Source organism: Streptomyces candidus (genome assembly GCF_014207445.1).
GTDB classification, from domain to species: Bacteria; Actinomycetota; Actinomycetes; order Streptomycetales; family Streptomycetaceae; genus Streptomyces; species Streptomyces candidus.
Genome location: NZ_JACHEM010000010.1, coordinates 295693 through 321619 on the forward strand (window position 1 = coordinate 295693; position 25927 = coordinate 321619).

General features: G+C 71.6%; 18 protein-coding genes. 12 read left to right on the plus strand and 6 right to left on the minus strand.

Translation table 11 applies throughout. From position 1 onward, the window contains the following. Nucleotides 1–75 precede the first annotated feature (75 nt). Nucleotides 76–2109 carry a M4 family metallopeptidase gene (locus tag HNQ79_RS20550; RefSeq protein WP_185033138.1) on the minus strand — a complete coding sequence of 678 codons (2034 nt, stop codon included), beginning with the start codon at nt 2107–2109 and terminating at the stop codon, nt 76–78. Nucleotides 2110–2707: 598 nt separating this feature from the next. Here HNQ79_RS20550 and HNQ79_RS20555 point away from each other — a divergent pair. Continuing rightward, nucleotides 2708–3145, plus strand: a complete 438-nt coding sequence (locus tag HNQ79_RS20555) for an NfeD family protein (protein WP_185033140.1) — start codon at nt 2708–2710, stop codon at nt 3143–3145. A 150-nt stretch (nt 3146–3295) separates the two neighbouring features. Further along, complete coding sequence (locus tag HNQ79_RS20560; RefSeq protein WP_185033142.1) at nt 3296–4423, plus strand: SPFH domain-containing protein; 1128 nt, start codon at nt 3296–3298, stop codon at nt 4421–4423. 5 nt (nt 4424–4428) lie between these two features. Here the strand turns inward: HNQ79_RS20560 and HNQ79_RS20565 are convergent, their stop codons facing one another. The 4 genes from HNQ79_RS20565 to HNQ79_RS20580 form a co-directional block, all read right to left on the minus strand. Further along, nucleotides 4429–6201, minus strand: a complete 1773-nt coding sequence (locus HNQ79_RS20565) for an ABC transporter ATP-binding protein (protein ID WP_185033144.1) — start codon at nt 6199–6201, stop codon at nt 4429–4431. Beyond that, nucleotides 6198–8090 carry an ABC transporter transmembrane domain-containing protein gene (locus HNQ79_RS20570; RefSeq protein WP_185033146.1) on the minus strand — a complete coding sequence of 631 codons (1893 nt, stop codon included), beginning with the start codon at nt 8088–8090 and terminating at the stop codon, nt 6198–6200. Before HNQ79_RS20570 ends, HNQ79_RS20565 begins: the two co-directional genes overlap by 4 nt. A 110-nt stretch (nt 8091–8200) precedes the next feature. Further along, nucleotides 8201–10033 (minus strand): ABC transporter ATP-binding protein, encoded by a 1833-nt coding sequence (locus tag HNQ79_RS20575; protein ID WP_229923698.1) that lies wholly within the window; start codon nt 10031–10033, stop codon nt 8201–8203. 179 nt (nt 10034–10212) lie between these two features. Beyond that, nucleotides 10213–12240, minus strand: coding sequence for an ABC transporter ATP-binding protein (locus HNQ79_RS20580; RefSeq protein WP_185033148.1), 2028 nt, complete (start codon nt 12238–12240; stop codon nt 10213–10215). Nucleotides 12241–12697: 457 nt separating this feature from the next. On the opposite strand from HNQ79_RS20580, the gene HNQ79_RS20585 reads away from it, so the two are divergent. The 4 genes from HNQ79_RS20585 to HNQ79_RS20600 are packed head-to-tail and all read left to right on the plus strand — an operon-like array spanning nt 12698 to nt 16359. Beyond that, nucleotides 12698–13636 carry an ABC transporter ATP-binding protein gene (locus HNQ79_RS20585; RefSeq protein WP_185033150.1) on the plus strand — a complete coding sequence of 313 codons (939 nt, stop codon included), beginning with the start codon at nt 12698–12700 and terminating at the stop codon, nt 13634–13636. Between the two features lie 3 nt (nt 13637–13639). Then, nucleotides 13640–14461, plus strand: a complete 822-nt coding sequence (locus HNQ79_RS20590; protein WP_185033152.1) for an ABC transporter permease — start codon at nt 13640–13642, stop codon at nt 14459–14461. Between the two features lie 25 nt (nt 14462–14486). After that, complete coding sequence (locus tag HNQ79_RS20595; protein WP_185033245.1) at nt 14487–15698, plus strand: sensor histidine kinase; 1212 nt, start codon at nt 14487–14489, stop codon at nt 15696–15698. Next, a complete protein-coding gene (locus HNQ79_RS20600; RefSeq protein WP_185033154.1) occupies nt 15691–16359 on the plus strand; it encodes a response regulator in 669 nt (222 codons plus the stop codon). Before HNQ79_RS20595 ends, HNQ79_RS20600 begins: the two co-directional genes overlap by 8 nt. Before the next feature lie 65 nt (nt 16360–16424). On the opposite strand, the gene glgX is transcribed toward HNQ79_RS20600, so the two are convergent. After that, nucleotides 16425–18707 carry a glycogen debranching protein GlgX gene (gene glgX / locus HNQ79_RS20605; RefSeq protein ID WP_185033156.1) on the minus strand — a complete coding sequence of 761 codons (2283 nt, stop codon included), beginning with the start codon at nt 18705–18707 and terminating at the stop codon, nt 16425–16427. 75 nt (nt 18708–18782) lie between these two features. On the opposite strand from glgX, the gene HNQ79_RS20610 reads away from it, so the two are divergent. The 6 genes from HNQ79_RS20610 (at nt 18783) to HNQ79_RS20635 (ending at nt 25836) form a co-directional block, all read left to right on the plus strand. Beyond that, a complete protein-coding gene (locus tag HNQ79_RS20610) occupies nt 18783–20027 on the plus strand; it encodes a L,D-transpeptidase (protein ID WP_185033159.1) in 1245 nt (414 codons plus the stop codon). A 171-nt stretch (nt 20028–20198) separates the two neighbouring features. Then, a complete protein-coding gene (locus HNQ79_RS20615) occupies nt 20199–21449 on the plus strand; it encodes a L,D-transpeptidase (RefSeq protein WP_185033161.1) in 1251 nt (416 codons plus the stop codon). A 117-nt stretch (nt 21450–21566) separates the two neighbouring features. Next, complete coding sequence (locus HNQ79_RS20620; protein ID WP_185033163.1) at nt 21567–22334, plus strand: enoyl-CoA hydratase/isomerase family protein; 768 nt, start codon at nt 21567–21569, stop codon at nt 22332–22334. A 262-nt stretch (nt 22335–22596) separates the two neighbouring features. After that, the gene (locus HNQ79_RS20625) at nt 22597–23106 is read left to right on the plus strand and encodes an ATP-binding protein (RefSeq protein WP_185033165.1); all 510 of its coding nucleotides are present in this window, start codon (nt 22597–22599) and stop codon (nt 23104–23106) included. Nucleotides 23107–23647: 541 nt separating this feature from the next. Further along, nucleotides 23648–24577, plus strand: coding sequence for a polysaccharide deacetylase family protein (locus HNQ79_RS20630; RefSeq protein ID WP_229923696.1), 930 nt, complete (start codon nt 23648–23650; stop codon nt 24575–24577). Continuing rightward, nucleotides 24574–25836, plus strand: coding sequence for a YncE family protein (locus tag HNQ79_RS20635; RefSeq protein ID WP_185033169.1), 1263 nt, complete (start codon nt 24574–24576; stop codon nt 25834–25836). The genes HNQ79_RS20630 and HNQ79_RS20635 overlap by 4 nt, the downstream gene beginning before the upstream one ends. Nucleotides 25837–25927 lie beyond the last annotated feature (91 nt).

The following is a 25927-nucleotide window of genomic DNA, read 5'->3' on the forward strand; positions in this document are numbered from 1 at the left end:
CGGTGGTGCCCGGGGCCGCCGTCGGTCCCGGGCACCACTGTCGGTCGTGCGTCGTACGAGAAGCGACCGGCAGGATCAGAAGGTCAGCTTCCACCCGTTGACGTAGCCGGTGTCCTGCCGCGCCACGTCCTGCACCTTCAGCTTCCAGGTGCCGGCCGCGGGCTTCGCGGAGGCGTTGACCGTGTACTGCGCCTTCACGTTGTCCGCGGAGTCGCCCGAGCTGGAGTTCTTCAGGCGGTACGCGGTGCCGTCCGGGGCGAGCAGGTCGACGACCAGGTCACCGCGCCAGGTGTGGACGATGTCCACGTCCACCTTGAGGGTGGCAGGAGCGTTGCCCGCCCTGTTGACCGCGATCGAGGAGGTCACGGCGGCACCGGCGTCCGGGATCGCCACGTCGGTCTGGTTCTCGAAGACGTTGCCGCCCGGGTCCGGGTCGCCGCCGCCGGGGCGGGAGCCGACGTTGACCGCGGCCCAGGCGTGCTCGATGCCCTTGACCTCGGCGCTGCCCGCGCCGTACAGCTCGGTCGCCGCGGCCACCGTGCCGACGCGGGCGTTGGCGTAGTTGGTGTTGGCGGTGAACTTGGTGGTCAGCGCCCTGAACCAGATCTTCGCGGCCTTCTCGCGGCCGATGCCCACGACCGGCTGACCGTCCGAGGTCGGGGAGTCGTACGAGACCCCGTTGATGGTCTTGGCGCCGCTGCCCTCGGAAGCCAGGTAGAACCAGTGGTTCGCCGGCCCCGACGAGTAGTGGACGTCGACGTTGCCGATGCCCGCGTACCAGTAGTCCTTCGACGAGCCGTCCTTGCTCGGCTTGTCCATGTAGCGCAGCGGAGTGCCGTTGCCCCGGATGTCGATCTTCTCGCCGACCAGGTAGTCGCCGACGTCCTTGGTGTTGTTGGCGTTGAACTCGACGGCCGCCGCGAAGATGTCGGAGGTCGCCTCGTTCAGGCCGCCGGACTCACCGCTGTAGACCAGCTTGGCGGTCACCGAGGTGAGGCCGTGCGTCATCTCGTGCGCGGCGACGTCGATCGAGGTGAGCGGCTTCTGGTTGTTCGCGCCGTCGCCGTACGTCATGCAGAAGCACGAGTCCTGCCAGAAGGCGTTGACGTACGCGTTGCCGTAGTGGACGCGGGAGTACGCGCCGACTCCGTCACCGCGGATGCCGCTGCGGCCGTGCACGTTCTTCAGGTAGTCCCACGTCAGACCCGCGCCGTAGGCGGCGTCCGCGCCCGCGGTCTCCCGGTTCGACGGGGTGCCGTCGCCCCAGGTGTCGTCCGGGCCGGAGAACAGCGTGCCGGTGCCCGACGTGCCGCCCTTCAGGTCGTACGTCCTGTGGTTGCCGCGTCCCGCGTCGGTGAGGGTGTACGTCGAGCCCGACAGCGTCGAGCCGAGCGTGACCTGACCGCTGTACTGGGTGTTGCCGACACCGTTGTGGACGGCCTGCCACTCGTGCAGCTTCTCGCCGGTGGCGGCGTCGGTGACCACGTGCAGCTCGTTGGGGGTGCCGTCGTGCTGCAGCCCGCCGACGACCGTCTCGTAGGCCAGGACCGGGGTGCCCGAGCCCAGCCACACCACCTGGCGCGGGGCCATCGACGGCTTGGTCGCCTTCGAGCCCTCCTCCTTCGCCCGGCCGAGAGCCTGCTTCTCGGCGGCGACGGCGGCCACCTTCGGAGCGGCGGCTATGCCCTGGAGCTTCGCGGTCGTCGAGCGCGAGACGCCCTGGGTCCTGTCGGCCTTGCTCTTCGCCACGATCAGGTCGCCACCGAGGACGGGGAGCCCGTCGTAGGTGCGCTCGTAGCGGGTGTGCGTGGTGCCGTCCACGTCCTGGGTGACGTCACGGACGACGAGCGCTTCCTTCGCGCCGAGGCCGAGCTCCTTGGCGGTGGCCGCCTTGGTCTCGTTCGCCTTGGCGAGCAGGGCCGCGCGCTGCGCGGGGGAGAGCTTGGCGGGAGCGGCCCCGGGGTTGGCCGCCGCGGCCGAGCCCTGAGGGGCGGCGGCCCGGCCGGTGTCGGCGGTGGCCGAACCCGTCTGGACGCCTACGGCGAGCATCGCTGCGGCGGCGACAAGAGCGCCGGTAGCGGTGGCGCGCTTGTGAAGCGTGGATCTCACGCGGACTCCTTCTGCGAGGGGGGTACCGGCCGGCTGGGTGAGGTCGGCAGGGCTGAACTTGCAGAGCAGGCAGAGCAGTTGGTGCGCGTGGTGCACCGGGTCGCGGCATCTCGATCCGCGGTCTCCCGCGGAGAGGCACGTCCGCGGGATGGTCGGAAGAGTGGCAGGTGGCAGCGGGTGCTGTCAGGACCGCGTCAATAAGTTGGCCGGTTTCGTCTCCTTCACCGGATGGTCGTGTTCGGTATGCGGACCGTTTGCCCGTGCGTAAGACAAAGGAGGTCCGCCGGGGGCGGAGGGGTGATGGCCGTGCCCGGGGCCGGGGATTGCGGCGCGCCTTCGCAAAGGGGCGATCGGCAGAGGGGGAGCGCGGGGACCGGCAAGGCGTGTGCTGCGAGAGTGGCCGACGAAGGGTCAAGTGGCTGGATTTGTTCGGTCCGGTCGCGGGGTCGGCGGAGGGTACGTATCACGTCCCGGCCGCGGCGAGCAGTCCCGCCCCCCGAGGACGGCGGGGCCGGGGCTGTACGGGGGCACGCAACCTGCCGCGCCGGGCGGGTCGGGAGTAGATTGGAGGAGAAGACCCCCAGGAAAGGGCGATTCGATGCCGTGGTACCTCTGGCTGCTCGCGGCCTCGGCACTGGGTGCCGTCGAGTTCTTCACGCTGACGCTGGTCTTCGGGCTGCTCGCGGGGGCGGCTCTGGTGGCGGCCGTGGTCGCCGGGATCGGCATTGGCCTGCTCGGCCAGATCGTGGCGTTCCTCGTCGCTGCGGGTGTGGGACTGGTCGTCCTGCGCCCGGTGGCGATGCGGTACGTGGCGACGCAGCCCCTCGCCCGGGACGGCAGCGACGCGCTGATCGGCAGGCGGGCCGAGGTGGTGCAGGAGGTGACCGGATCGCATGGCCTGATCAAGCTGTCCGGCGAGGACTGGTCCGCCCGTGCTCTCGACGAGAGTCTGGTGATCCCGGTCGGAGCCCTCGTGGACGTGATGGAGATCGAAGGGGCGACGGCCATCGTCTATCCACGAGAACTCCTGCCCTGACCCGGGCCCGCAGCACCGGCGCCGGGACCGTGCACCGTCGAGCCGCCGCGGACCGCGACCCGTGGAGCCGTACACCTCAACCCCTGCAGCTCTCGTAGACCCGCAGACCCCCCGTAGTCCCGCAGCAAGCCCGTAGCAACGGAGGACGCAGTGGATCCCGTGGTCATTCCCCTCATCGTGGCGGCCCTCGTCGTCGTCTTCCTCGTGGCCTCCTCCGTGCGGATCGTGCCGCAGGCGCGCCGCTACAACATGGAGCGGTTCGGTCGGTACCACCGGACCCTGCAGCCCGGCCTCAACCTCGTCCTGCCGGTGGCGGACCGCGTCAACACCAAGCTCGACGTCCGGGAGCAGGTCTACTCCTCCGCCCCCAAACCGGTGATCACCGAGGACAACCTCGTCGTGAACATCGACACCGTGCTCTATTACCAGATCACCGATCCGCGCGCGGCGGCCTACGAGGTCGCCGACTACCTCCAGGCCATCGACCAGCTCACCGTGACCACCCTCCGGAACGTCATCGGCAGCCTGGACCTCGAAGGCACCCTCACCTCGCGCGAGGAGATCAACGCCCGCCTCAGAGCGGTGCTGGACGACGCCACCGGCAAGTGGGGCATCCGCGTCAACCGTGTCGAGATCAAGGCCATCGACCCGCCGCAGAGCATCAAGGAGGCGATGGAGAAGCAGATGCGGGCGGAGCGTGACAAGCGCGCGGCCATCCTGCACGCGGAGGGCGAACGGCAGGCCAAAATCCTCACGGCGGAGGGCACCAAGCAGAAGGACATCCTGGAGGCACAGGGCACCCAGCAGGCCATGGTCCTGCGCGCGGACGGCGAGGCGAAGGCGGTGGAACTGGTCTTCCAGTCGGTCCACCGCAACAACGCCGACCCGAAGGTCCTGGCCTACAAGTACCTGGAGACGCTCCCGCACCTGGCGAGCAGCGACAACAACACGTTCTGGGTGATTCCCGGCGAGCTCACCGAAGCGATCCGCACCGTCACCGGAGCGTTCGGCGACCAGACGGCGAGCGCCCCCTCACCGCCGGCCCCCTCCGTACGGCCCGAGCAGGCGGCCACCGGCGACCCCGTGCCCGACGAGGGACGCACTCCGGAACTGGAGGCGCGGTCACCGAGTCCGACGGGCGCCACGGGCGCGGCCGGCCCGCCGGGTGCGCTCGGCGCCGCCGCGGTCGCCGACGAAGCCGCGAAGCAGGCCGACGCCGCGGTGCGGGGCGCCAAGGCGGAGGCGGCCGAGGCGGCGAAGTCCCCACGCAGCGCGTGACCCGTTCAGGAGGCCGGGGACCGCTCGCCGTGCCATGAGCGCCAGAGCGCCGCGTACGCGCCGTCGGCCGCCACCAGGTCGTCGTGGGTGCCCAGTTCCGTGAGCCGGCCCTCCTCCAGCACGGCCACCCGGTCGGCGTCGTGAGCCGTCTGCAGCCGGTGCGCGATGGCGATGACGGTCCGGCCTTCGAGTACGGCGGCCAGTGCCCGCTCCGTGTGCCGGGCCGTCGTCGGGTCCAGGAGTGCGGTGGCCTCGTCGAGTATCAGCGTGTGCGGGTCGGCCAGGACCACGCGTGCCAGGGCGAGTTGCTGTGCCCGAGCGCCGTCCGGCCGGTGTTCCGGGCTGCCCAGATCGGTGTCCAGCCCGTCCGGCAGTTCGGCGGCCCAGTCCGCGCCGACGGCGGCGAGCGCTTCGCGCAGTGCGGCGTCGGAGGCGTGGGCGGAGGCGATCCGCAGGTTGTCCCGTAGCGTTCCCAGGAAGACGTGGTGCTCCTGGGTGACGAGGACGACGTGCCGCCGCAGTTGGCCGGGATCCAGGTCCGTGACCGGTACCCGCCCCACCGTCACCGAGCCGGTGTGCGGCCTGTCCATGCCTGCGAGCAGCCTGCCCAGGGTGGTCTTGCCCGCGCCGGACGGGCCGACGACCACCAGCCGCTCGCCGGGCCGGACCGTGAGGTCCACGCCGTGCAGGACATCGCCGCCGCCCTCGTAGGCGTAGCGCACACCGGCCACCTCGATGCGGTCGTCGGCCGGAGCGGAAGCCGCGACCGGTGCGGCCCGCACCGCCGCACCGAGCCCCTCGACCCTGGCGAACGACGCACTGCTGCTCTGCAGTTGCTCCATCTGCTGGAGGATGACGTCCAGCGGCTGCGAGAGCTGACGCAGGTACAGCGCCGAAGCCACCACCGCGCCCAGACTCATCGCGCCCTGCGCGTGCAGCACCCCGCCGGCCAGCAGCACGCCCACCACGGGCACGACGTACGAGATGTCCACCGCGGGGAAGAGCACACTGCGCAGGAACAGGGTGCGCGCCCGCGTCCTCCTGCACCTGTCGATCTCCCGCTCGCAGGCGGCGATGCGGCGCTGCTGCAGCCCGAGCGCCTCGATCGTGCGCGCCCCGGCCGCGGTGGTCGCGAGCTGTTCCGCCAGGGCCGAGTTCGCGGCCCCCTCGGCAAGGTAGGCGGTGAGCGCCCGGCGCAGGTACCAGCGGGCGGCGAACCAGATACCGAGCAGGCCCAGCACCCCGCACGCGCCGAGCAACGGATCGAGCGCGAAGACCGCCCCGAGGATGAACAACGCCTGGACCCCGGCGATGAGGACCTGGGGTCCGGCGTCCCGGAGGGTGGCGCCGACCGCGGCGACATCGGTGGTGCCGCGGGTCGTCAGGTCGCCCGTTCCGGCCCGCTCGACCACCGCGGCAGGCAGGGCGAGCGCCCGGTCGGTGAACTCCTCGCGGATGCGCGCCAGGGTCCGCTCGCCGAAGCGGTGCCCCAGGTGAGCCGCGTAACGGGCCAGAAGGAGTTGGGCCAGGGCGAAGACGAGGATGGCCAGGGCCAGGCGGTCCACCGTGGACACCGCGGCTCCGGCCCTGACCTCGTCGATGATGCGGCCGAGCAGCCAGGGGCCGACGAGGCCGGCTCCGGCGGCCAGCGCGTTGAGGGCCAGGACGACGGCGAAGGCGCGGCCGTCCAGCCGGATCAGCCGGAGCGCGGCCCGGCGCACGCGGACGGGCCCGGCAACGGGCAGGACCCGGTCGTCCGGCGGGGATTCCACGGTCATCGCACGGCCTTCCGGAGCGGCGGGAGGGGGTCTTCACCGGCACGGCCGACGGGGTCGGCGCGATCGGCCGTGGCGTCGGGGTTCTCGGTGCGGTCGGCGCTGCGGCAGGGGGCTTCGGCGGGGCCTGCGGTGGGGCCGGGAGCTTCGGCGGGGCCGGCCGTACGAGCGCGACCCCCGCCCGTGCCGTCCTCGTCCTCCGCGCCGCGGGACACCAGGCGGCGGTAATCGGAACGGAGTTGCAGGAGTTCGCGGTGGCTGCCGCTGGCGGTGACCGACCCGTCGACCAAGTAATGCACGACGTCCGCCTGGGCAAGGAGGAGCGGCGACGTGCTGGTGACGAGCGTGGTGCGGCCCGCCCGCGCGGTGCGCAGCCGGGCCGCGACGGCCGCCTCCGTGTGCGCGTCGACCGCCGACGTGGGCTCGACCGCCAGCAGCACCTCGGGGTCCGCCAGCAGGGCTCGGGCCAGGCGGACGCGCTGTCGCTGGCCGCCGGAGAGGTTGCGGGCCTGCGCGTCGACGGCGGAGTCGAGTCCGTCCGGCAGACCCCGGACGATGTCACGCGCCATGGCCGCAGCGACGGCTCGGCCGATGGCCTCCTCGTCGCGGTCCCCTCCGCCGATCACGTCGCGCAGCGGACCGGCGAACAGGTCGGCCTCGTTGTCCGCGACCAGGATCCGCCGGCGCACCTGCGTCAGGTCGATGTCGTCCAGGCGTATCGCACCCCAGGTCGCGTCCGACCCGGAGAACCGGCCGAGACGGTCGACCACCGCCGCGGACTCCGACGGCCGCGCACCCACCAGCGCGGTCAGCCGTCCGGGAGCCACCTCGACGCCGGACTCCGGGTCGCGGAGCGTGGACGGCGAGGCGGGCGCGTCGCGCGTGGCTTCCCTGGTCGCCGAAGCGGGCTCCAGCGACAGGAAGCGTATGACTCTGCGCGCGGCGACCAGTCCACGGCTGAGATCGTGGCCGCCCTCGACGAAGAACGAGACCGGCACGACGAGGACCGCCGCGTACCCGTAGACCGCGACCAACTCGCCTACCGTGATGTCCCCTTGCGCGGCCATCCGCGCCGCCAGCCACGTCACGACCCCGAGGAACAGGGTGGGAAGACCGACCCCCAGGGCCTGGACCCAGCTGGTCACCGACCCGACGCGGTACCCCTCTTCCTGCAGCCTGCGCGAGCCGCGCCGGTACCGCTCGGCGTACACGTCCTTGCCGCCGATGCCGTTGAGGACGCGCAGCCCGCCGACGATGTCCTCGAAGTGGGAAGCCAGTGCGCCCTGTTGCTCGCGGTACGTCGCCTCGGCCCCCTGGAGGCGACCCAGCAGCGGGCCGACCAGCACGACGAGCAGCGGCACGCCGAGCAGCACCACGACGGCGAGCAGCGGCGAGACGGTCAGCAGCAGCACGGCCACCACGACGTAGGCGAGGACGGCGCCGACGCCGGGCCCGGTGATGGTCAGCGTGTTGGCGATCCCGGCGACGTCGCCGAAGCCGATCGTGACGACCTCCCCGGCCGTCACGCGACCCGCCAGTGACCCGCCGAGCCGGGTCGCCTGCCTGATCACCACCTGCACGGAACGGAAGACGGCGTCCAGGCGCACCCGGGTCATCGTGCGGTGCCGCATGATGGCCAGCCAGGCGTTCAGCACCCCGACGCCGAACAGCGCCGCGACCCAGCCGACGAGCACGGGCCACCGGCCGGGTTCCAGCCCGTCGTCGATGGCCCGGGACAGCAGGTACGGCGGCAGCGTCAGGCAGACCATCCAGGCGGAACCCAACAGGGCACCGGCGGTGATCCGACGGGGCTGGCGGGTGACCAGCCACCACAGGTACCGCAGCGGGCTCCGGCAGTCCGGGGTCCCCGGATCCGTGTGCGAATCGTTCATGCGCCACACGTTAGTGATCCACAGCCGGTCAACCAGGACGAACAGGCGTCGACCAGCGTTTGGTTGGCCCGGGGCCGCGGACGCCGTCTGCTGCGGTCCGTACGGAAACCTCAGACCAGACTGTCCCGCCAGGCCCGGTGAAGGTCCGCGAACCGGCCCTCACGGCCGATGAGTTGGGCGGGCGGACCGTCCTCCACGATCCGCCCGTGCTCCATCACCAGCACCCGGTCCGCGACCTCCACCGTCGACAGCCGGTGCGCGATGACGACCGCGGTGCGGCCGCGCAGCACCGTGTGCATCGCCCGCTGAACCGCGCGCTCGCCCGGAATGTCGAGCGAGCTGGTCGCCTCGTCGAGGATGAGCACCGCCGGGTCCGCCAGCAGCGCCCGTGCGAACGCCACCAACTGCCGCTGCCCCGCCGAGATCCGTCCGCCCCGCTTGCGCACGTCCGTGTCGTAGCCGTCCGGCAGCCCGACGATGAAGTCGTGCGCGCCGATCGCCTTCGCGGCCCGCTCGATGTCCTCGCGGGAGGCGTCCGAGCGGCCGATCGCGATGTTCTCCGTAACGGTCCCGGAGAACAGGAACGCCTCCTGCGTGACCATGACGACGCCCCGCCTCAGTTCGGGTGTCGCCAGGTCCCGCAGATCGGTTCCGTCGAGGAGTACGCGACCCTCGGTCGGGTCGTAGAACCGGGCCAGCAGCTTTGCCAGCGTCGACTTGCCCGCGCCCGTCGACCCGACGACCGCGACCGTCTCCCCGGCGGCCAGCGTCAGGTCGAAACGCGGCAGCACCTCGCCGCCGGTGCGGTAGGCGAACCGCACACCCTCGAACCGGGCCTCGCGGCCCGGGTGTTCGGAGTCGTGCACGGGCAGCGAGCGCGGCTCGGACGGTTCCGGGACGGCCGGCGTCTGCGCCAGCAGGCCGGCGATCTTCTCCAGCGACGCGGACGCCGACTGGAAGGAGTTGAGGAACATCCCCAGCCGGTCGATCGGGTCGTACAGTCGCCGCAGGTACAGCGCGGCCGCGGCGAGCACACCGAGCGCCAGCGAACCCGAGGCGACCCGGTGGGCACCCCACAGCACGATCGCCGCCACCGCCGTGTTCGCGACGAGCCGGGATCCCGTGACGTAACGCGCCATCTCCAGCAGCGAGTCGCCGTTGGAGAGTTCGTGCGTACGGTTCAGGCGCGCGAAGACCTCGTCGTTCGCGCGTTCCCGGCGGAAGGCGCGAACCGGGCGGATGCCGTTGAGCGTCTCCGTGAACTTCACGATCACCGCGGCGACCGCCGACGACCGGCGGGCGAACACCACGCCGACCCGCCGCCGGTACAGCCGGATCAGCAGGTACAGCGGTACGAAGGACGCGACGGCGACCGCGCCGAGGCCCAGGTCCAGCCACAGGAGCAGCGCCGAGATGTACACGAAGGCCAGGACGACCGCGATCAGCTCCTGAAGCCCCTCGGACAGCAGCTCGCGCAGCGACTCGACGTCCGTCGTGGCCCGCGAGATGAGCCGCCCCGAGGTGTACCGCTCGTGGAAGTCGACACTGAGCGCCTGCCCGTGCCGGAAGATGCGCCCGCGCAGGTCGAGCAGCACGTCCTGGCTGACGCGCGCGGACATCCGGAAGAAGGCGTACTGGAGGGCGCCGGAAGCCACCGCGCACAGCAGGTAGCCGACCGCGACGGCCACGAGCGGCCCGTAGTTCTGCTGCCGGAAGGCGGGCACGCCACGGTCGATCGCGTACGCGACGAGCAGCGGCCCGGCCTGCACGGCGGCCTGCTGGAGCAGCAGGAGCAGCACGGACACGACGACGTACGCCCGCCGTGGCCGCAGCAGAGACCCGAGCAGGCGCATGGTCGCGCCGGGCGGCGAGGGCAGCTCGTCCCGGTCGAAGGGATCGCCGACGGCCGGAGCGTGGCCCTCCGGGGGACCGGACGCGGCCAGGGGGACGTCAGGGATGCAGGGCGCGGCGGGGGCCTTGGTCGTGAGGTGGGTGGCGTCGGCACCGGATGCCCCGGTGGCTCCGCACGTACCGTTCGCTTCGGGCGCCCCGGATGTGGCGCTCGTCCCGGTCGTGTCCTGCGCCGCGGCGGCCGGAGGCTTGCCCTGTTGGTCGACGGCCTTCACGCGTCCACTCCCTGTCGTACGTTCCCGTCGGCCGACGCCGCGGTCCCGGCCGCGCGCGCAGCCGCCGGATCCGCGCCCGCACCCGACATCAGCCACGCGTACTCGGCGTTGTCCCGCAGCAGTTGCTGATGCGTACCGACGGCGGCTATCCGACCGCCGGACAGCAGGGCCACCCGGTCGGCGAGCATCACCGTGGACGGCCGGTGCGCCACGACGAGCGCGGTCGTGTCCGCGAGCACCCGCCGCAGCGCCGCCTCCACCAACGCCTCCGTGTGCACGTCCAGCGCGGACAGCGGATCGTCCAGCACCAGGAAGCGCGGCCTGCCCGCCACCGCCCGCGCGAGTGCGAGCCGCTGCCGCTGACCGCCCGACAGGCTGAGCCCCTGCTCGCCGACCTGGGTGTGGGCCCCGTCGGGCAGCCGGTGCACGAAGTCGGCCTGCGCGATGCCCAGCGCGCGACTCAACTCCCCGTCGTCCGGGGCCCCTTCACCCGCTCCCATCAGTACGTTCTCGCCGACCGTCGCCGAGAAGAGCGTCGGCTCCTCGAACGCCACCGACACCAGCTCGCGCAGCTCCGCGCGCGACATGGCGGTGACGTCCCGCCCGTCGAGCGTGATCCGCCCGCCGGTCACCTCGTGCAGGCGGGGCACGAGCGCGGTCAGCGTCGTCTTGCCACTGCCCGTCGCACCGACCAGCGCGAGGGTCTCACCGGGCCGTACGTGCAGGTCGACACAGCGCAGCAGCGGTACGGAACCGGCGGGCGCGTCGGGATACCGGAACTCCACACCCTCGAAGCGCAACCCGCCGGAGGCCGGTTGCCCGCCGTGCGCGGGCACCTTCGCGGTCGGGGAAGCCGAGTCCGGTGGGGGGGCGGGGCTGCGGGGCCGGGTGCCCTCCGCCCGCGCCGAGCCCTCTTTCCCCGCCGAGCCCCGTTCGCCCGCCCAGTCCCCTTCCTCCGGCGCGTCCATCACCTCGAAGTACCTGTCCGCCGCCGTCGCCGCCTCCTGGCTCATCGCCAGCAGGAAGCCCATCGAGACCACCGGCCAGTGCAGCGCCAGGGCCGTCGACAGGAACGCCACCAGCGTGCCCGCCGACAATTGGCCGTCCGCGACCTGGACCGTGCCGAGTACCAGCGCGGCACCGATGGCCAGTTCCGGGATGACCGTGATCAGCCCGAGGATCCCGGCCAGCAGCCGCGCCTTGACCAACTCGGTGCCGCGCAGCCGTTGCGACAAGTCGCGGAACGCCGCAGCCTGCGTCCGGTGCCGGCCGAAACCCTTGATGATCCGGATGCCCAGCACGCTCTCCTCGACGACCGTCGTCAGGTCGCCCACCTGGTCCTGCGCCTTGCGCGACACCAGCGCGTACTTCGTCTCGAACACCGCGCACAGCACCATCAACGGAATCACCGGCACCGTCAGCACCAGACCCAGTGACCAGTCCTGCATCAGCAGGATCACGAAGCCCACCAGGATCGTCGTTCCGTTGACGATCAGGAACGTCAGCGGGAACGCGAGGAACATCCGGATCAGCATCAGGTCCGTCGTGCCGCGCGACAGCAACTGCCCGGACGCCCACTTGTCGTGGAACGCCACCGGCAGCCGCTGCACGTGCCGGTACAGATCCGCCCGCAGCGCCGCCTCCACACCCGCCAGTGGCCGGGCGACCAGCCAGCGGCGGAACCCGAAAAGCACCGCCTCGACGATGCCCAGCCCGAGCAGGGCCGCCGCGCCGAGCCACACCCCGGCCGGGTCGCGGTCGGCGATCGGGCCGTCCACCATCCACTTCAGTACCAGCGGAAACACCAGGCCCAGGGAGGAGGCCACGATCGCGACCACCGCCGCACTGCCCCAGCGGGCCCGGACAGGGCGGACGTACGGCCACAGCCGCAGCAGGCTGCGCACCGCGGATCGCGCGGGCGGAGCGGGAGCCGGGGCCGGGGGAGGCGGCGGGGCCGGTCCGGCCTTCGCAGCGGGATCGCCGCCCGGGGGGCCGGACTCGGGGGAGGCATGCGTATCAGTCATCGGGGGTGAGCCTAAGAGCCCGCAGCCCGCCACGCCCAGTGAGTATTCAGGCGTAGGACCCCTCTCCGTGTGCGCCCCGAAGGACACTTGACGGCCAGTGCCACCCGGGCCGAGGGGCTCCGGCGAGTCGTACGGATTGCCGCCGAACCCTAGGGGATCAGGGCGCCGTACGCATCCCCTGGTGTCCCTGCTCGTCGGAGGGTGCTGTACGCATCGCTCGGCGCCGCACGCATCCCATGCCGTCGTACGCCTCGCTCCGCGCCGTAGGAACCGCCCGGCCCGCGCCGTACGGGAGGGCCTCGCGCGACCCGTGCGAGCCGGCCCGGCGCCGTACGGATCTCAGGGTGTCGTACGGGTCCCATCCCCCGACCGGCCCTCCCGTCAACCGATCGGTTGATGCCCGGGACGAGCGCGATGGCCGATGCCGCCGCGCCCCGATCCGCGCGACGCTCCTGTCATGCAACGGACCACGCCGCTCATCGAAGTCACCGACCTCCGCAAGGCCTATGCCGGGCGCCCCGCCGTCGACGGTGTCTCCTTCACCGTCGAGGAGGGCGAGATCTTCGGCATCCTCGGCCCCAACGGCGCGGGCAAGACCACCACCGTCGAGTGCGTGGAGGGCCTGCGCGTCCCCGACTCCGGCACCGTCCGCGTCGCCGGGCTCGACCCGGTCACCGACCGCGAGGAGGTCACCCGTCTTCTGGGCAGCCAGCTCCAGGAGAGCGAACTCCAGCCCAAGATCCTCGTCCGCGAGGCCCTGGAACTGTACGCGGCTCTCTACCCGAACCCCGCCGACTGGCGTGCGCTCGCCGAACGCCTGGGTCTCGTCGACAAGTTGGCCACCCGCTTCGCCAAGCTCTCCGGCGGCCAGAAGCAGCGGCTGTCCATCGCCCTCGCCCTCATCGGCAACCCCAGGGCCGTCGTCCTCGACGAGCTCACCACCGGCCTGGACCCGCGCGCCCGGCGTGACACCTGGAAGCTCATCGAGGACGTACGGGACTCCGGCGTCACCGTCCTGCTGGTCACCCACTTCATGGAGGAGGCCCAGCGCCTCTGCGACCGCATCGCCGTCATCGACAAGGGACGGGTCGCGGCCATGGACTCACCGGCCGGCCTGATCCGCCGCTCCGCCGGTTCGACGGTCATCACCTTCGTCCCGTCCCGCCCGCTCGACAACGCGGACCTGGTGGCCCTGCCCGAGGTCGCGACCGTCGACCACAAGGGCGACCAGGTGACCCTCACCGGCACCGACGCCACCGTCAACGCCGTCATCACCCTCCTCGCCCAGAAGCGCGTGACCGCACGCCAACTGCGCGTCGTGGACGCCACGTTGGACGACGCCTTCCTCGACCTCACCGAAGAGCACGAGTCCGCCACACCCGGAAGGGCCGCCTGAACCATGACCACCGCCACCCCCGCCCGTACCCCGCGCACCCCCCGTACCCCGCGCACCCCCCGTACCGCCCGCCCCGTCCCGGGCGGCCCCGCACTCGCCGCCGTGCTCAAGGCCGAGGGCCGTCTCTTCCTGCGCGAGCCGGGCTCGCTCTTCTGGATACTCGGCTTCCCGACGGCGCTCCTGGTGATCCTGGGCCTGATCCCGTCCTTCCGGGAGAGCAACCCCGACCTCGGCGGTCGCCGGGTGATCGACCTGTACGTGCCCGTCGCCGTTCTCCTCGGCATGATCATGGCGTCCATCCAGGCGATGCCGCCCGTACTCTCCAGCTACCGCGAACGCGGCATCCTGCGCCGCATGTCCACCACCCCGGTACGTCCGCTCGCCATCCTCGGCGCGCAGATCGCCCTGCACGGAGCGGCGATGATCGTCTCCGCGCTGATCGCGATCACGACGGGGCGCCTGGCGTTCGGCGTCGCGCTGCCGTTCTCCCGCCCCGGTTACGTCCTGACGATGCTGCTCATGACCGGCTGCGCCCTCGCCCTCGGCGCGACCCTGGCCGCCATCGCCGCCACCACCAAGGCAGCGACCGCAATCGGTTCCGTCGCCTTCATCCTGATGATGTTCACCTCGGGCGTCTGGCTGCCGGTCCAGGCGATGCCGGACCTGCTCCGGACCGTCGTCGGCCTCACGCCGTTCGGTGCCGCGGCACAGGCGCTCGACCAGGCCATGCTGGGAACCTGGCCGAACTGGTCGTACCTGGGGATCATGGCCCTGTGGGCGGCGGGGCTCACCGGGGCCGCGTCGCGCTGGTTCCGCTGGGAATAGGCGCGTGGACACGGGGTCGCAGGACATGAACGTCGAGGGCGAGTTGCAGAAGCGGTTCCTGCTGTGGGGGCCGTACGCGCTGCTGGTCCTCGCCACCGGCATCGCCCTGTTCACGGTCGAGGAACTGATGACCCGTGCGGAGCTGTACGCCACCGGCCCCGCGGTCGCGGCGGCGGTCGTCCTTCAGCTGTGGGCCTGGCGCACCGGGGCGTGCCTGCCGGACGGCAAGCCCTCCCAGGCACGTGCGTACTACCTCATCCGCACCCCGCTCGCCCTCGTCCTCACCCACCTCAACCCCTTCTACTCGATCTACGCGGTGCTCGGCTACTTCGACACCGGCCACTACCAACTGGGCATCCGCTGGGGCCGGATGAGCCTCCTCGCCACGGCGGTGACCATGGCGTACGGGCAGTCCGCCGGCCACCTGCCCCTCTTCGCCGCCCTGTTCGTCCTGCACGCCTCGCTCACCCTGGTCTTCGAGCACATGGGCAAGAAGGCCGAGGAGGACCGGGAGGCCAAGACCGCCACCATCCTCGCCCTGGAGGACGCCAACGCCCGTCTGGAGCAGGCCCTCGCCGAGAACGCCGCCCTGCACGAACAGCTCGTCGTCCAGGCGAGGGAGGCCGGCGTCTCCGACGAGCGCCGCCGCCTGGCCGCCGAGATCCACGACACCATCGCCCAGGCCCTCACCGGCGTCGTCACCCAGCTGCAGGCCGCGTCCGACACCGAGGACCGTCCCGCCGCGCAGACCCACATCGACCGGGCGACCGCCCTCGCCCGCACCGGACTCGGCGAGGCCCGCCGCTCGGTGCGCAACCTCAGTCCCGCCGCGCTGGTCCACGACGACCTGCCCGAGGCGCTCAAGAAGACCGTCGACGACTGGTCGCGGCAGGCCACCGCGCGTGCCGAGTTCACCCTCACCGGCACCGTCTCGCCCCTCCACGACGAGATCCAGGCGACCCTCCTGCGCATCGCTCAGGAAGCCCTCACCAACACCGCGAAGCACGCCCACGCCACCCGGGTCGGCGTCACCCTGTCCTACATGGACGACGAGATCACCCTGGACGTCCGTGACGACGGCCGCGGCTTCGACCCCGCCCTGGACGGCACGATCGGATTCGGCCTCTCCGGCATGCGCGCCCGCGCCGAGCGTCTCGCCGGAACCGTCGGCATCGAGTCCGAACCCGGCTACGGGACGGCGATCTCCGCCCGCGTACCGTTGGTGAACCATGCCTGAGAACCGAGCCGCCGACGCCGTCCCGATCACCCTCCTGCTGGTCGACGACCACCCCGTCGTACGGGACGGTCTGCGCGGCATGTTCGAGGCGGCCCCCGGCTTCGAGGTGCTCGCCGAAGCCGAGAGCGGCCCCCGGGCGGTCGAACTGGCCGCCTCGCTGACCCCCGACGTCATCCTCATGGACCTCCGCATGCCGGGCGGCGGGGGAGTGGCCGCCATCGCCGAACTCAAGCGCCGCGGCCTTCCCTCCCAGGTCCTCGTCCTCACCACGTACGACACGGACACCGACACCCTTCCCGCGATCGAGGCGGGCGCCACCGGCTACCTCCTCAAGGACGCCCCGCGCGACGAACTCTTCTCAGCGGTACGGGCGGCCGCCGCCGGCCGCACGGTGCTCTCCCCGGCCGTCGCGGCCCGTCTGGTCACCCGGGTCCGCAACCCCCGCCCCGCGTCAGCCACTTCGCCGTCCCCCCTCTCCGCCCGCGAACGCGAAGTCCTCGCCCTGGTGGCCAGGGGCACCTCCAACCGCGAGATCGCCCGCATCCTCTTCATCAGCGAGGCCACCGTGAAGACGCACCTCACCCACCTGTACGCCAAACTAGGCGTCAACGACCGCGCCGCAGCCGTCGCCGCCGGCTACGAACGCGGCATCCTCGGATGACCCGCACCGGCAGGCGTCCGACCGCCTGATCCGCCGTTCCGGCCGCAGCCCCGCCCGCGCCGCTCCTACCTCTCCGCCCGCAGCAGCAGCACCGCCCGCCCCGGCACCGTCAGCACCGCGCCGCCCTCGTGCCGGGCGCCCTCCGCGTCCCCCTGTTCCTCACTGGACGTGTCCACCACCACTTCGTACGCGACCGCCCACGGCGGGCCCGGCAGTACGACGTCCACCGCGTCCTCCCCGGCGTGCAGCACCGCCAGGAAGCTGTCGTCGGTCACCGGCCTGCCCTGCTCGTCGCGGCCCGGGATGTCCGTTCCGGACAGGTACATGCCGATCGTGGCCGCCGGTGCGTACCAGTCGGCCGGCGTCATCTCCTCGCCCCGTACGGTGAACCACGCCAAGTCCCGTAGCCCGTCCACTCCTTGGGGCCGGCCCGAGAAGAACGCCCGCCGCCGCAGCACCGGGTGGGCGTGCCGCAGGGCAAGCAGCCGGGACGTCAGGTCGAACAGGGCACGCCACTGCGGGTCGTCCAGCAGCGACCAGTCCACCCAGCTCGTCCCGTTGTCCTGGCAGTACGCGTTGTTGTTGCCCCGCTGCGTGCGTCCCATCTCGTCGCCCGCGACCAGCATCGGCACCCCGGTGGAGAGCAGCAGAGTCGTCACCATGTTCCGCAGCTGCCGCCGCCGCAGGGCGGCGATGCCCGCGTCGTCCGTCTCGCCCTCCACCCCGCAGTTCCACGAGCGGTTGTCGTTCGTGCCGTCCCGGTTGCCCTCCCCGTTCGCCGAGTTGTGCTTCTGCTCGTAGGTGACGAGGTCCCGCAGCGTGTAACCGTCGTGCGCGGTGACGAAGTTGACCGAGGCGTACGGCCGCCGGCCGCCCCACGCGTACAGGTCGCTCGACCCCGACAGCCGGTACCCCAGGTCCCGCACGTCCGGCAGCGCGCCCCGCCAGAAGTCCCGTACCGCGTCCCGGTAGCGGTCGTTCCACTCCGTCCACAGCGGAGGGAACGCGCCGACCTGGTAGCCCCCGCTGCCCACGTCCCACGGTTCCGCGATCAGCTTCACCCTGCGCAGCGTCGGGTCCTGCGCGATCACCGCCAGGAACGGCGACAGCATGTCCACGTCGTGCATCGACCTGGCCAGCGCCGCCGCGAGGTCGAAGCGGAAGCCGTCCACCCCCATCTCGTTCACCCAGTACCTGAGCGAGTCGGTGATCAGCCTCAGCACGTGCGGCTGCACGACGTGCAGCGTGTTCCCGCAGCCCGTGTAGTCCGCGTACCGCCGCGGGTCGGCCTGCAACCGGTAGTAGCCCCGGTTGTCCACGCCCCGCAGCGACAGCGTCGGCCCCAGCTCGCCGGCCTCAGCGGTGTGGTTGTAGACCACGTCGAGGATCACCTCGATCCCGGCCGCGTGCAGCGCCTGCACCATGCGTTTGAACTCGCCGACCTGTTGCCCCGCCGTACCCGACGCCGCATAGCCCGCGTGCGGGGCGAAGTAGCCGATGGAGTTGTAGCCCCAGTAGTTCCTGAGCCCCCGCCGCAGCAGATGGTCCTCGTGCGCGAACTGGTGCACCGGCAGCAGCTCCACCGCCGTCACCCCGAGCCGTACGAGGTGCTCGATCGCCGCCGGGTGGGCGAGACCCGCGTACGTGCCGCGCAGCTCCGGAGGAATGTCCGGGTGCCGCATCGTGAAGCCCCGCACGTGCAACTCGTAGATCACCGAGTCCGCCCACGGCGTCTTCGGCCGCCGGTCGTCCACCCAGTCGTCGTCGTCATGGACGACCACGCCCTTGGGCACGTAGGGGGCCGAGTCCCGCTCGTCGCGGACCGTGTCGGCCACATGCTGCTGCGGCCAGTCCCGCACGTGTCCGTACACCTGGGGCGGCAGCGCGGCGAAGTCGCCGTCCACCGCCCTCGCGTACGGATCGAGCAGCAGCTTCGCCGGGTTCCAGCGGGCACCCGTCCACGGGTCCCACCGCCCGTGCACCCGGAACCCGTACCGCTGCCCCGGTCGCACCCCCGGCACGAATCCGTGCCACACCTCGTGCGTCAGTTCGGTCAACGGGCACCGGACCTCGACGCCCTCCTCGCCGAAGTCGAACAGACACAGCTCGACGGCCTCCGCACCTCCCGCCCACAGCGCGAAATTGGTGCCCGCCACCCCGTCAGGACCGACCCGGAACCGGGCCCCCAGGGGATTGGGAGCCCCCGGCCACACGGGTGGCCGGGGGCTCGGAGCGGGCTGCGACGCCCGGCCGTTGCCCAGGGCTCTCGTCCCGGTCCCGGTCGCAGGACCCGTGGGGGCCCTGCCGGCCCGTACCACTTCCAGGTTGTACTCCGGTGCGCTCGACACCTGTCAGCCTCCCGCGGCTCGTCGGGACCGGCGAGTCGAGAGGCACAGCGGCGTCCCGGCCGCCAGGCTCTCCACATGAGGTCCTCCCTGCTGTCATGCCCACAGTGGCGCTCGCACTCACGTCTCCCCCGCCGCCCGATCGCGGCCGCCGCGCTGCTGGCGGCCCTCGCCGCCCTCACCGGCTGCTCCTCGGGCTCCCTCACCACCTGGTTCGACGGGGCACCGCCCACCCCGGAGGAGGCCGTCCGGATCAGCCCCGCCGACCACGCCAAGGACGTCCGGGCCGACGACCGCATCGAGATCAGCGCCCCCGACGGCACGCTGGAGCGGGTACGGGTGGAACGCGTCGAGGACGCCGAGCGGCAGGAGGTGCGGGGCAGCATCAGCGCCGACGGCAGCACCTGGCAGCCCGACGCCGCCACCGGGAAACTCGTCCTCGCGGCCAAGTACCGCGTCCACGCGGTCGCCCTCGACGAGGACGGCAAGCGGCACGCCCGTACGACCTCCTTCACCACCCACGTCCCCGACGAGCGGTTCATCGGCTACTTCAAGCCGGAGAACCGCTCCACCGTCGGGACCGGAATGATCGTCTCCTTCTCCTTCAACCGGCCGGTCGAGGACCGGGCCGCCGTCGAGCGCGCCATCCGCGTCACCTCGCAGCCCGCGGTGCCGGTCGTCGGCCACTGGTTCGGCAAGGAACGCCTCGACTTCCGGCCGCGCACGTACTGGCAGCCCGGCACCCGCGTCACCACCGACATCCGGCTCCGCGACGTCCAGGGCGCCCCCGGCGTCTACGGCATCCAGAACAAGAGCGTCGGCTTCACCGTCGGCCGCCACCAGACCTCCCTCGTCGACGCCGACGACCACACCATGACCGTCACCCGCGACGGCGAGGTCCTGTCCATCCTGCCGATCAGCGCCGGCAGCGCCAAGAACCCCACGTACAACGGGAAGATGGTGGTCAGCGAGATGCACGACGTGACCCGCATGAACGGCCGCACCGTCGGCTTCGGCGGCGAGTACGACATCGAGGACGTCCCGCACGCCGTCCGCCTCACCACCTCCGGGACCTTCCTGCACGGCAACTACTGGTCCAGGGGCGTCTTCGGCTCGACCAACGCCAGCCACGGCTGCATCGGTCTGCGCGACGTGAAGGGGGGCAGCGGCAGCACCCCGGCCGGCTGGTTCTTCGACCGCACCCTGATCGGTGACGTCGTCGAGGTCGTCGACTCCTCCGACGCGAAAGTGGCTCCCCACAACGGCCTCGGCGGCTGGAACATGGGATGGGAGCAGTGGACGGCGGGCTCCGCCCTGCGCTGACCCTCCGCACCCGCCGCCGACCGCCCTGCCCTGCGCACTTGGGACGGAACGGTGACATACGTGAGGGGACTCCCACCGCACCCGGTGTGATTATCTAGCGCACAGTGCGCGGTAGTTGCGTGCGGGGGTGCGGGCCTGGTCAGGGCCGGTGCGCGAGGGGAGAATTCCACATTGAACAGGCAGCCGATCCCGGTTCGGACCGGGCACGGGGCAATAGGTCGGCGCGGCAGCGGAACGGGGCTGCTCGCGCTCGTACTCGGCGCACTGCTGCTGCTGGTCACCGCCTGCGGCGGCGGCGCGGACAAGACCAGCAGAACCGACAACCGGCAGCCGGCCGCCGGGCAGGCCGACACCAGGGCTTCCCGGGCGGTCGTCACCGTCGCCCCGAAGAACGGCGCCAAGGACGTCGCCACCAGCGGCGCCCTGAAGATCACCGCTGACAAGGGCAAGCTGTCCCAGGTCGAGGTCACCGACTCCAAGGGCAACGAGATCGACGGCCGGATCACCCCCGACGGCGCCGCTTGGGAGCCGTCCCACCACCTCGCCGCCAGCACGACGTACAAGGTGCACGCCCTCGCCAAGGACGCGGAGGGCCGGGTGTCCGCGCAGGACACCACCTTCACCACGCTCGTCCCGAAGAACACCTTCATCGGCGAGTTCCTGCCGGAGGACGGCAGCACCGTCGGCGTCGGCATGCCGGTGTCCTTCCGCTTCACCCGGGGCATCACCCACCCCGACGCCGTCGAGCGGGCGATCAAGGTGACGGCCGAGCCGTCCGTGCCGGTCGAGGGCCACTGGTTCGGCAACGACCGCCTCGACTTCCGTCCCGAGAAGTACTGGGCGGCGGGCACCAAGGTCACCGTCAAGGTGAACCTGGACGGCGTCGAGGGCCGCCCCGGTGTCTACGGCAAGCAGTCCAGGACCGTGAAGTTCACCGTCGGCCGCAGCCAGGTCTCCACCGTCGACGCCAAGGCCCACACGATGAAGGTCGTCCGCGACGGCAAGCTCGTCCGGACCATCCCGATCACCGCGGGCGCTCCGGCCACCACGACGTACAACGGCCAGATGGTCATCAGCGAGAAGCTCAAGGTGACCCGGATGAACGGCGCCACCGTCGGCTTCGGCGGCGAGTACGACATCAAGGACGTACCGCACGCGATGCGCCTGTCCAACTCCGGCACCTTCATCCACGGCAATTACTGGGCCTCCTCCGGCACGTTCGGCTCCGCCAACGTCAGCCACGGCTGCGTCGGCCTGCGCGACCGGCGCGGCGCGGGCGACAGCGGCACCCCGGCGGCCTGGTTCTGGAACAGTTCGCTGATCGGTGACGTCGTCGTCGTCACCAACTCCCAGGACAAGCAGATCGCCCCGGACAACGGCCTGAACGGCTGGAACATGTCCTGGGCGGAGTGGACCAAGTAACTCCCGATACGCGGAGAAGGCCGGGCCCGGCGCACCGAACCACGTGCACCGGGCCCTTCCGCGTACGCGGCCGTCCGGGGGGTCACTCCCGGGCCGGTGCCGACTAACCTCGCCGGTATGACAGTCACCCTCGAAGTCACCTCAGGCGTCGGCACGATCCTCCTCCAGCGCCCCCCGATGAACGCCCTCGACGTCGCCACCCAGGACCGCCTGCGCGAGCTCGCCGAGGAGGCGACACGCCGCGAGGACGTACGCGCGGTGGTCATCCACGGCGGCGAGAAGGTGTTCGCGGCAGGTGCGGACATCAAGGAAATGCAGGCCATGGACCACACGGCGATGGTCCTGCGCTCCCGAGGCCTGCAGGAGGCCTTCACCGCCGTCGCCCGCATCCCCAAGCCCGTCGTCGCCGCTATCACCGGCTACGCGCTGGGCGGCGGCTGCGAGTTGGCGCTCTGCGCGGACTTCCGCATCGCCGCCGACAACGCCAAGCTCGGCCAGCCGGAGATCCTGCTCGGCCTGATCCCCGGCGCGGGCGGCACCCAGCGCCTGGCCCGCCTGGTCGGCCCCGCCAAGGCCAAGGACCTCATCTTCACCGGCCGCATGGTCAAGGCGGAGGAGGCCGCCGCGATCGGTCTCGTCGACCGTGTCGTACCGGCCGCCGAGGTGTACGAGCAGGCACACGCCTGGGCCGCGAAGCTCGCCCAGGGCCCGGCGCTCGCGCTGCGCGCCGCGAAGGAATGCGTCGACGCGGGCCTGGAGACGGACCTGGAGACCGGGCTGGCCGTGGAGCGCACCTGGTTCGCGGGCCTGTTCGCGACCGAGGACCGGGAGCGTGGGATGCGCAGCTTCGTGGACGAGGGCCCCGGCAAGGCCAAGTTCCTCTGAACGGAGCTGAGTTGACCCACGGTCCACGGTGCGATTCGGCGCGCTCCACTTAGCGCAGGCTTAAGGGAGGGTTAAGACGGACTTCCCCGCGCACCGCGGGTGATCACTCGCAAGCGCCCGGTAGTCGCAGGTCAGGTCCGGGCTACCGGCGAGTTTGTGCTCGCGTCATATGCCGGAAGCCCCGGTGGAGGGGGCGGGTTCCGGGGGGTGGATTCCCCCGGAACGCCCCCGGACCGCGAGGGCTCCCGCCATGATGGGGGGCATGGCGGGCCTGGAAGGTGTGGAGGAGCCGCGGCAGCAGGGGCAGGCGACCGCTGCGCGGTGGGTGCCGAGCGACGAGGACGAACGGACTCATCCGGCACTGGAGGAGTTCGGGAGTCCGGCGGACGCGGAAGTGCGTCTGCCGTCGCGGCCGGAATCGGCGGGTACGGCCCGCCGCCTGACGCAGTGCGTCGTGCAGCGTCAGTGGGGGCTCTCCCCGCAGGTCTCCGAATTCGCCGTCCTGCTCGTCTCCGAACTCGTCGGGAACGCGGTGCGGCACACGGGCGCCCGGGTCTTCGGGCTGCGGATACTGCGCCGCCGGGGCTGGATCCGCATCGAGGTCCGCGACCCCTCGCGCGGCCTGCCGTGCCTGATGCCCGTGGACGTACTCGACGTGAGCGGCCGGGGACTGTTCCTGGTGGACAAGCTGTCCGACCGATGGGGCGTGGATCTGCTGCCGCGCGGCAAGACCACATGGTTCGAAATGCGGGTCGTCGACCGCGACCGATGAGGCCGCAGGCCTGCCCGTGGAACGCCAGAAGCCCCCAGGCGCCGGGGTGGGGCGCGCTACGGGGGCTTCCAAGGGGGCCATGGAGCGAAGGGGGTGTGCTCCAGGGCCTGAAGTACGAACGCTCGGGTCAAGGGGAGTTCGTGTGTCCGACTATGGCAGACAGGAGGCTTCAAGCCAAAAGCACCTACTCGGGCAAACCGCCGCGTAACAGCACACTTTAGAAGTGAATCGTTGGTGAGGTGGGCCACTGACCTCGCATTTACTGCATAAGTATGGGATTCGCTGCGTGATTCCTTGATCCGTGACGCCTGGCTGCGACGCTTCGGTGGCACTCCGCCTTCACGGCGGCGATGAGCCCGAAACGCCCTTAATAGGGCAATGGCTCGATTCATCCCTCTTCGCATTTATGGTGCTCACCCGGGGCAGCTTCCGCCCCCCGCCCGGCGAGGTGAGCCCCATCGCACGACCGACCGCACCCCGCACACCGCCGCACTCGCCCCCTCCACCGGCCACGGCACCGGGTACCGCCCGCCGTACCTGGCTGCGCGCCGGGGCGGGAGCAGCCCTGACGGGGACGTTCGCCGTGGGGTGCGGGGGCCGGGGCACGAACGGAACTGATGGCTCCGGGTGGGAGAGGGGGACCGACTCCGGGGCGGGGCCGGGTTCCGGGCCGGGCGCGGGTTCAGGTTCGGGTTCGGGTTCGGGTCCGGGTTCGGGTTCGGGTTCGGGTTCGGGTTCGGGTTCGGGTTCGGACACTGGCTCCGGGCCGGGCTCCGGCTCCGGGGAGGAAGCCGTTCCCGCCGGTCGCACCGGACGCAGCCCCGCTCCCCGTTCCGCCGCCGCACCCGCCCCCCGCCGCTTCCCCGGTCACCCCGTCCAGATCGAACACGGTCCCCGGAACCGCGCCCGGGTCGCCCTGACCTTCCACGGCCAGGGCGACCCCGCCATCGCCAAGTCCCTCCTCGCCGAGGCCGAACGGGCCGGAGCCCGCGTCACCGTCCTCGCCGTCGGCAGCTGGCTCGACGAGCACCCCGCACTCGCGCGCCGCATCCTCGACGGCGGCCACGACCTCGGCAACCACACCCAACGGCACCTCACCGTCTCCGAGATGGACGAGGGGGAGGCGTACCGCGAGATCACCGACTGCGCACGTCGGCTGAAACGCCTCACCGGGTCGATCGGCACCTGGTTCCGTCCCTCGCGCACCCGGTACGCGACCCCGCTCGTCCAGCGCCTCGCGCGCCGGGCCGGCTACCCCCATGTCCTGTCGTACGACGTGGACTCCCTCGACTTCACCTCGCCCGGCGCGACGGCCGTCACCCGCAAGGTCGCCGGAGAGATCCGCAACGGATCCGTGGTGAGCCTGCACTTCGGGTACGCGGACACGGTCGCCGCGCTGCCCGCCCTCCTCGACGATCTCGACCGCCGCAAGCTGCGCGCGGTGACCACCACGGAGCTGCTGACGCCATGACCCGCCCGACCCCCGCCTCCCGCACGTTTGCCTCCGGCACCCCCGCCGCGGACGGCTCGGCCCGTCCTCGCACCCGTACCCGCCCCTGGTGTGCGGCCACCGTCCTGCTCGCCGCCGTCACCGCTCTCGCGGGCTGCGGCGCGGAACCCTCCTCCGGCAGGACCGGCGTCGAAGCGCTCGGCTCCAAGGCCGCCACTTCGCCCGACCAGCCGAAGAAGGCCGCTCCGGCCGGCCTGCCCGGCATGCCCCCGGTGCAGGACCCCAAGGACATCTACGCGGCCAACCGCCCCGGCAACATCGCCCCGGTCGCCCGCAACTTCCCGTCCCGCGTGTACGTACCCAACACCAACTCCAACACCGTCTCGGTCATCGACCCCAAGACGTACAAGGTCATCGAGACGATCCCGGTGGGCATCCAGCCGCAGCACGTCGTCCCGTCCTGGGACATGAAGACCCTCTGGGTCAACAACAACCGCGGTCACTCCCTCACCCCGATCAACCCGGCCAACGGCAAGGCGGGCAAGCCGGTCGAGGTGCACGACCCGTACAACCTCTACTTCACCCCGAACGGCAAGCACGCCGTCGTGATGGCGTCCATGGACCGCGAACTCGTCTTCCGCGACCCGCACACCATGAACCGCGTCAAGACCGTCCCGGTCACGTGCGCGGGCGTCAACCACGCCGATTTCTCCGCCGACGGCCGTTACTTCATCGTCTCCTGCGAGTTCTCCGGCGAACTGCTCAAGGTCGACACGGAGAAGATGAAGGTCGTCGGTCAGCAGAAGCTCCCGTTCCAGGGAGCCATGCCGCAGGACGTCAAGATCTCCCCGGACGGCAAAACCTTCTACATCGCCGACATGATGGCCCACGGCATGTGGGTACTGGACGGCGAGAAGTTCACGACGCCCAAGCTCCTGCCCACCGGCAAGGGCTGCCACGGGCTCTACATCTCCCGCGACTCCAAGGAGATGTACGTTCCCAACCGGGGCGAGGGGTCCATCTCCGTGTTCGACTTCGCGAAGAACAAGCTCACCAAGAAGTGGCGCCTCCCCGACGGAGGCAGCCCGGACATGGGCGGCGTGTCCGCCGACGGGAAGGTCCTGTGGCTGGCGGGCCGATACGACTCCGAGGTGTACGCCATCGACACCACCTCGGGCCGCCAGCTGGCCCGCATCCCGGTCGGCGACGGCCCCCACGGCCTCGCGGTCTACCCGCAACCGGGCCGCTACTCCCTCGGCCACACCGGCATCTTCCGCTAACCCCCCAGGAGCACCCCCTCCCGCCCCCACCGTCCTTCGGTAACCCCCTTGGGCGGCGGGGCCGCCCCCCGGGGGCGGAACGGGCGGGCAA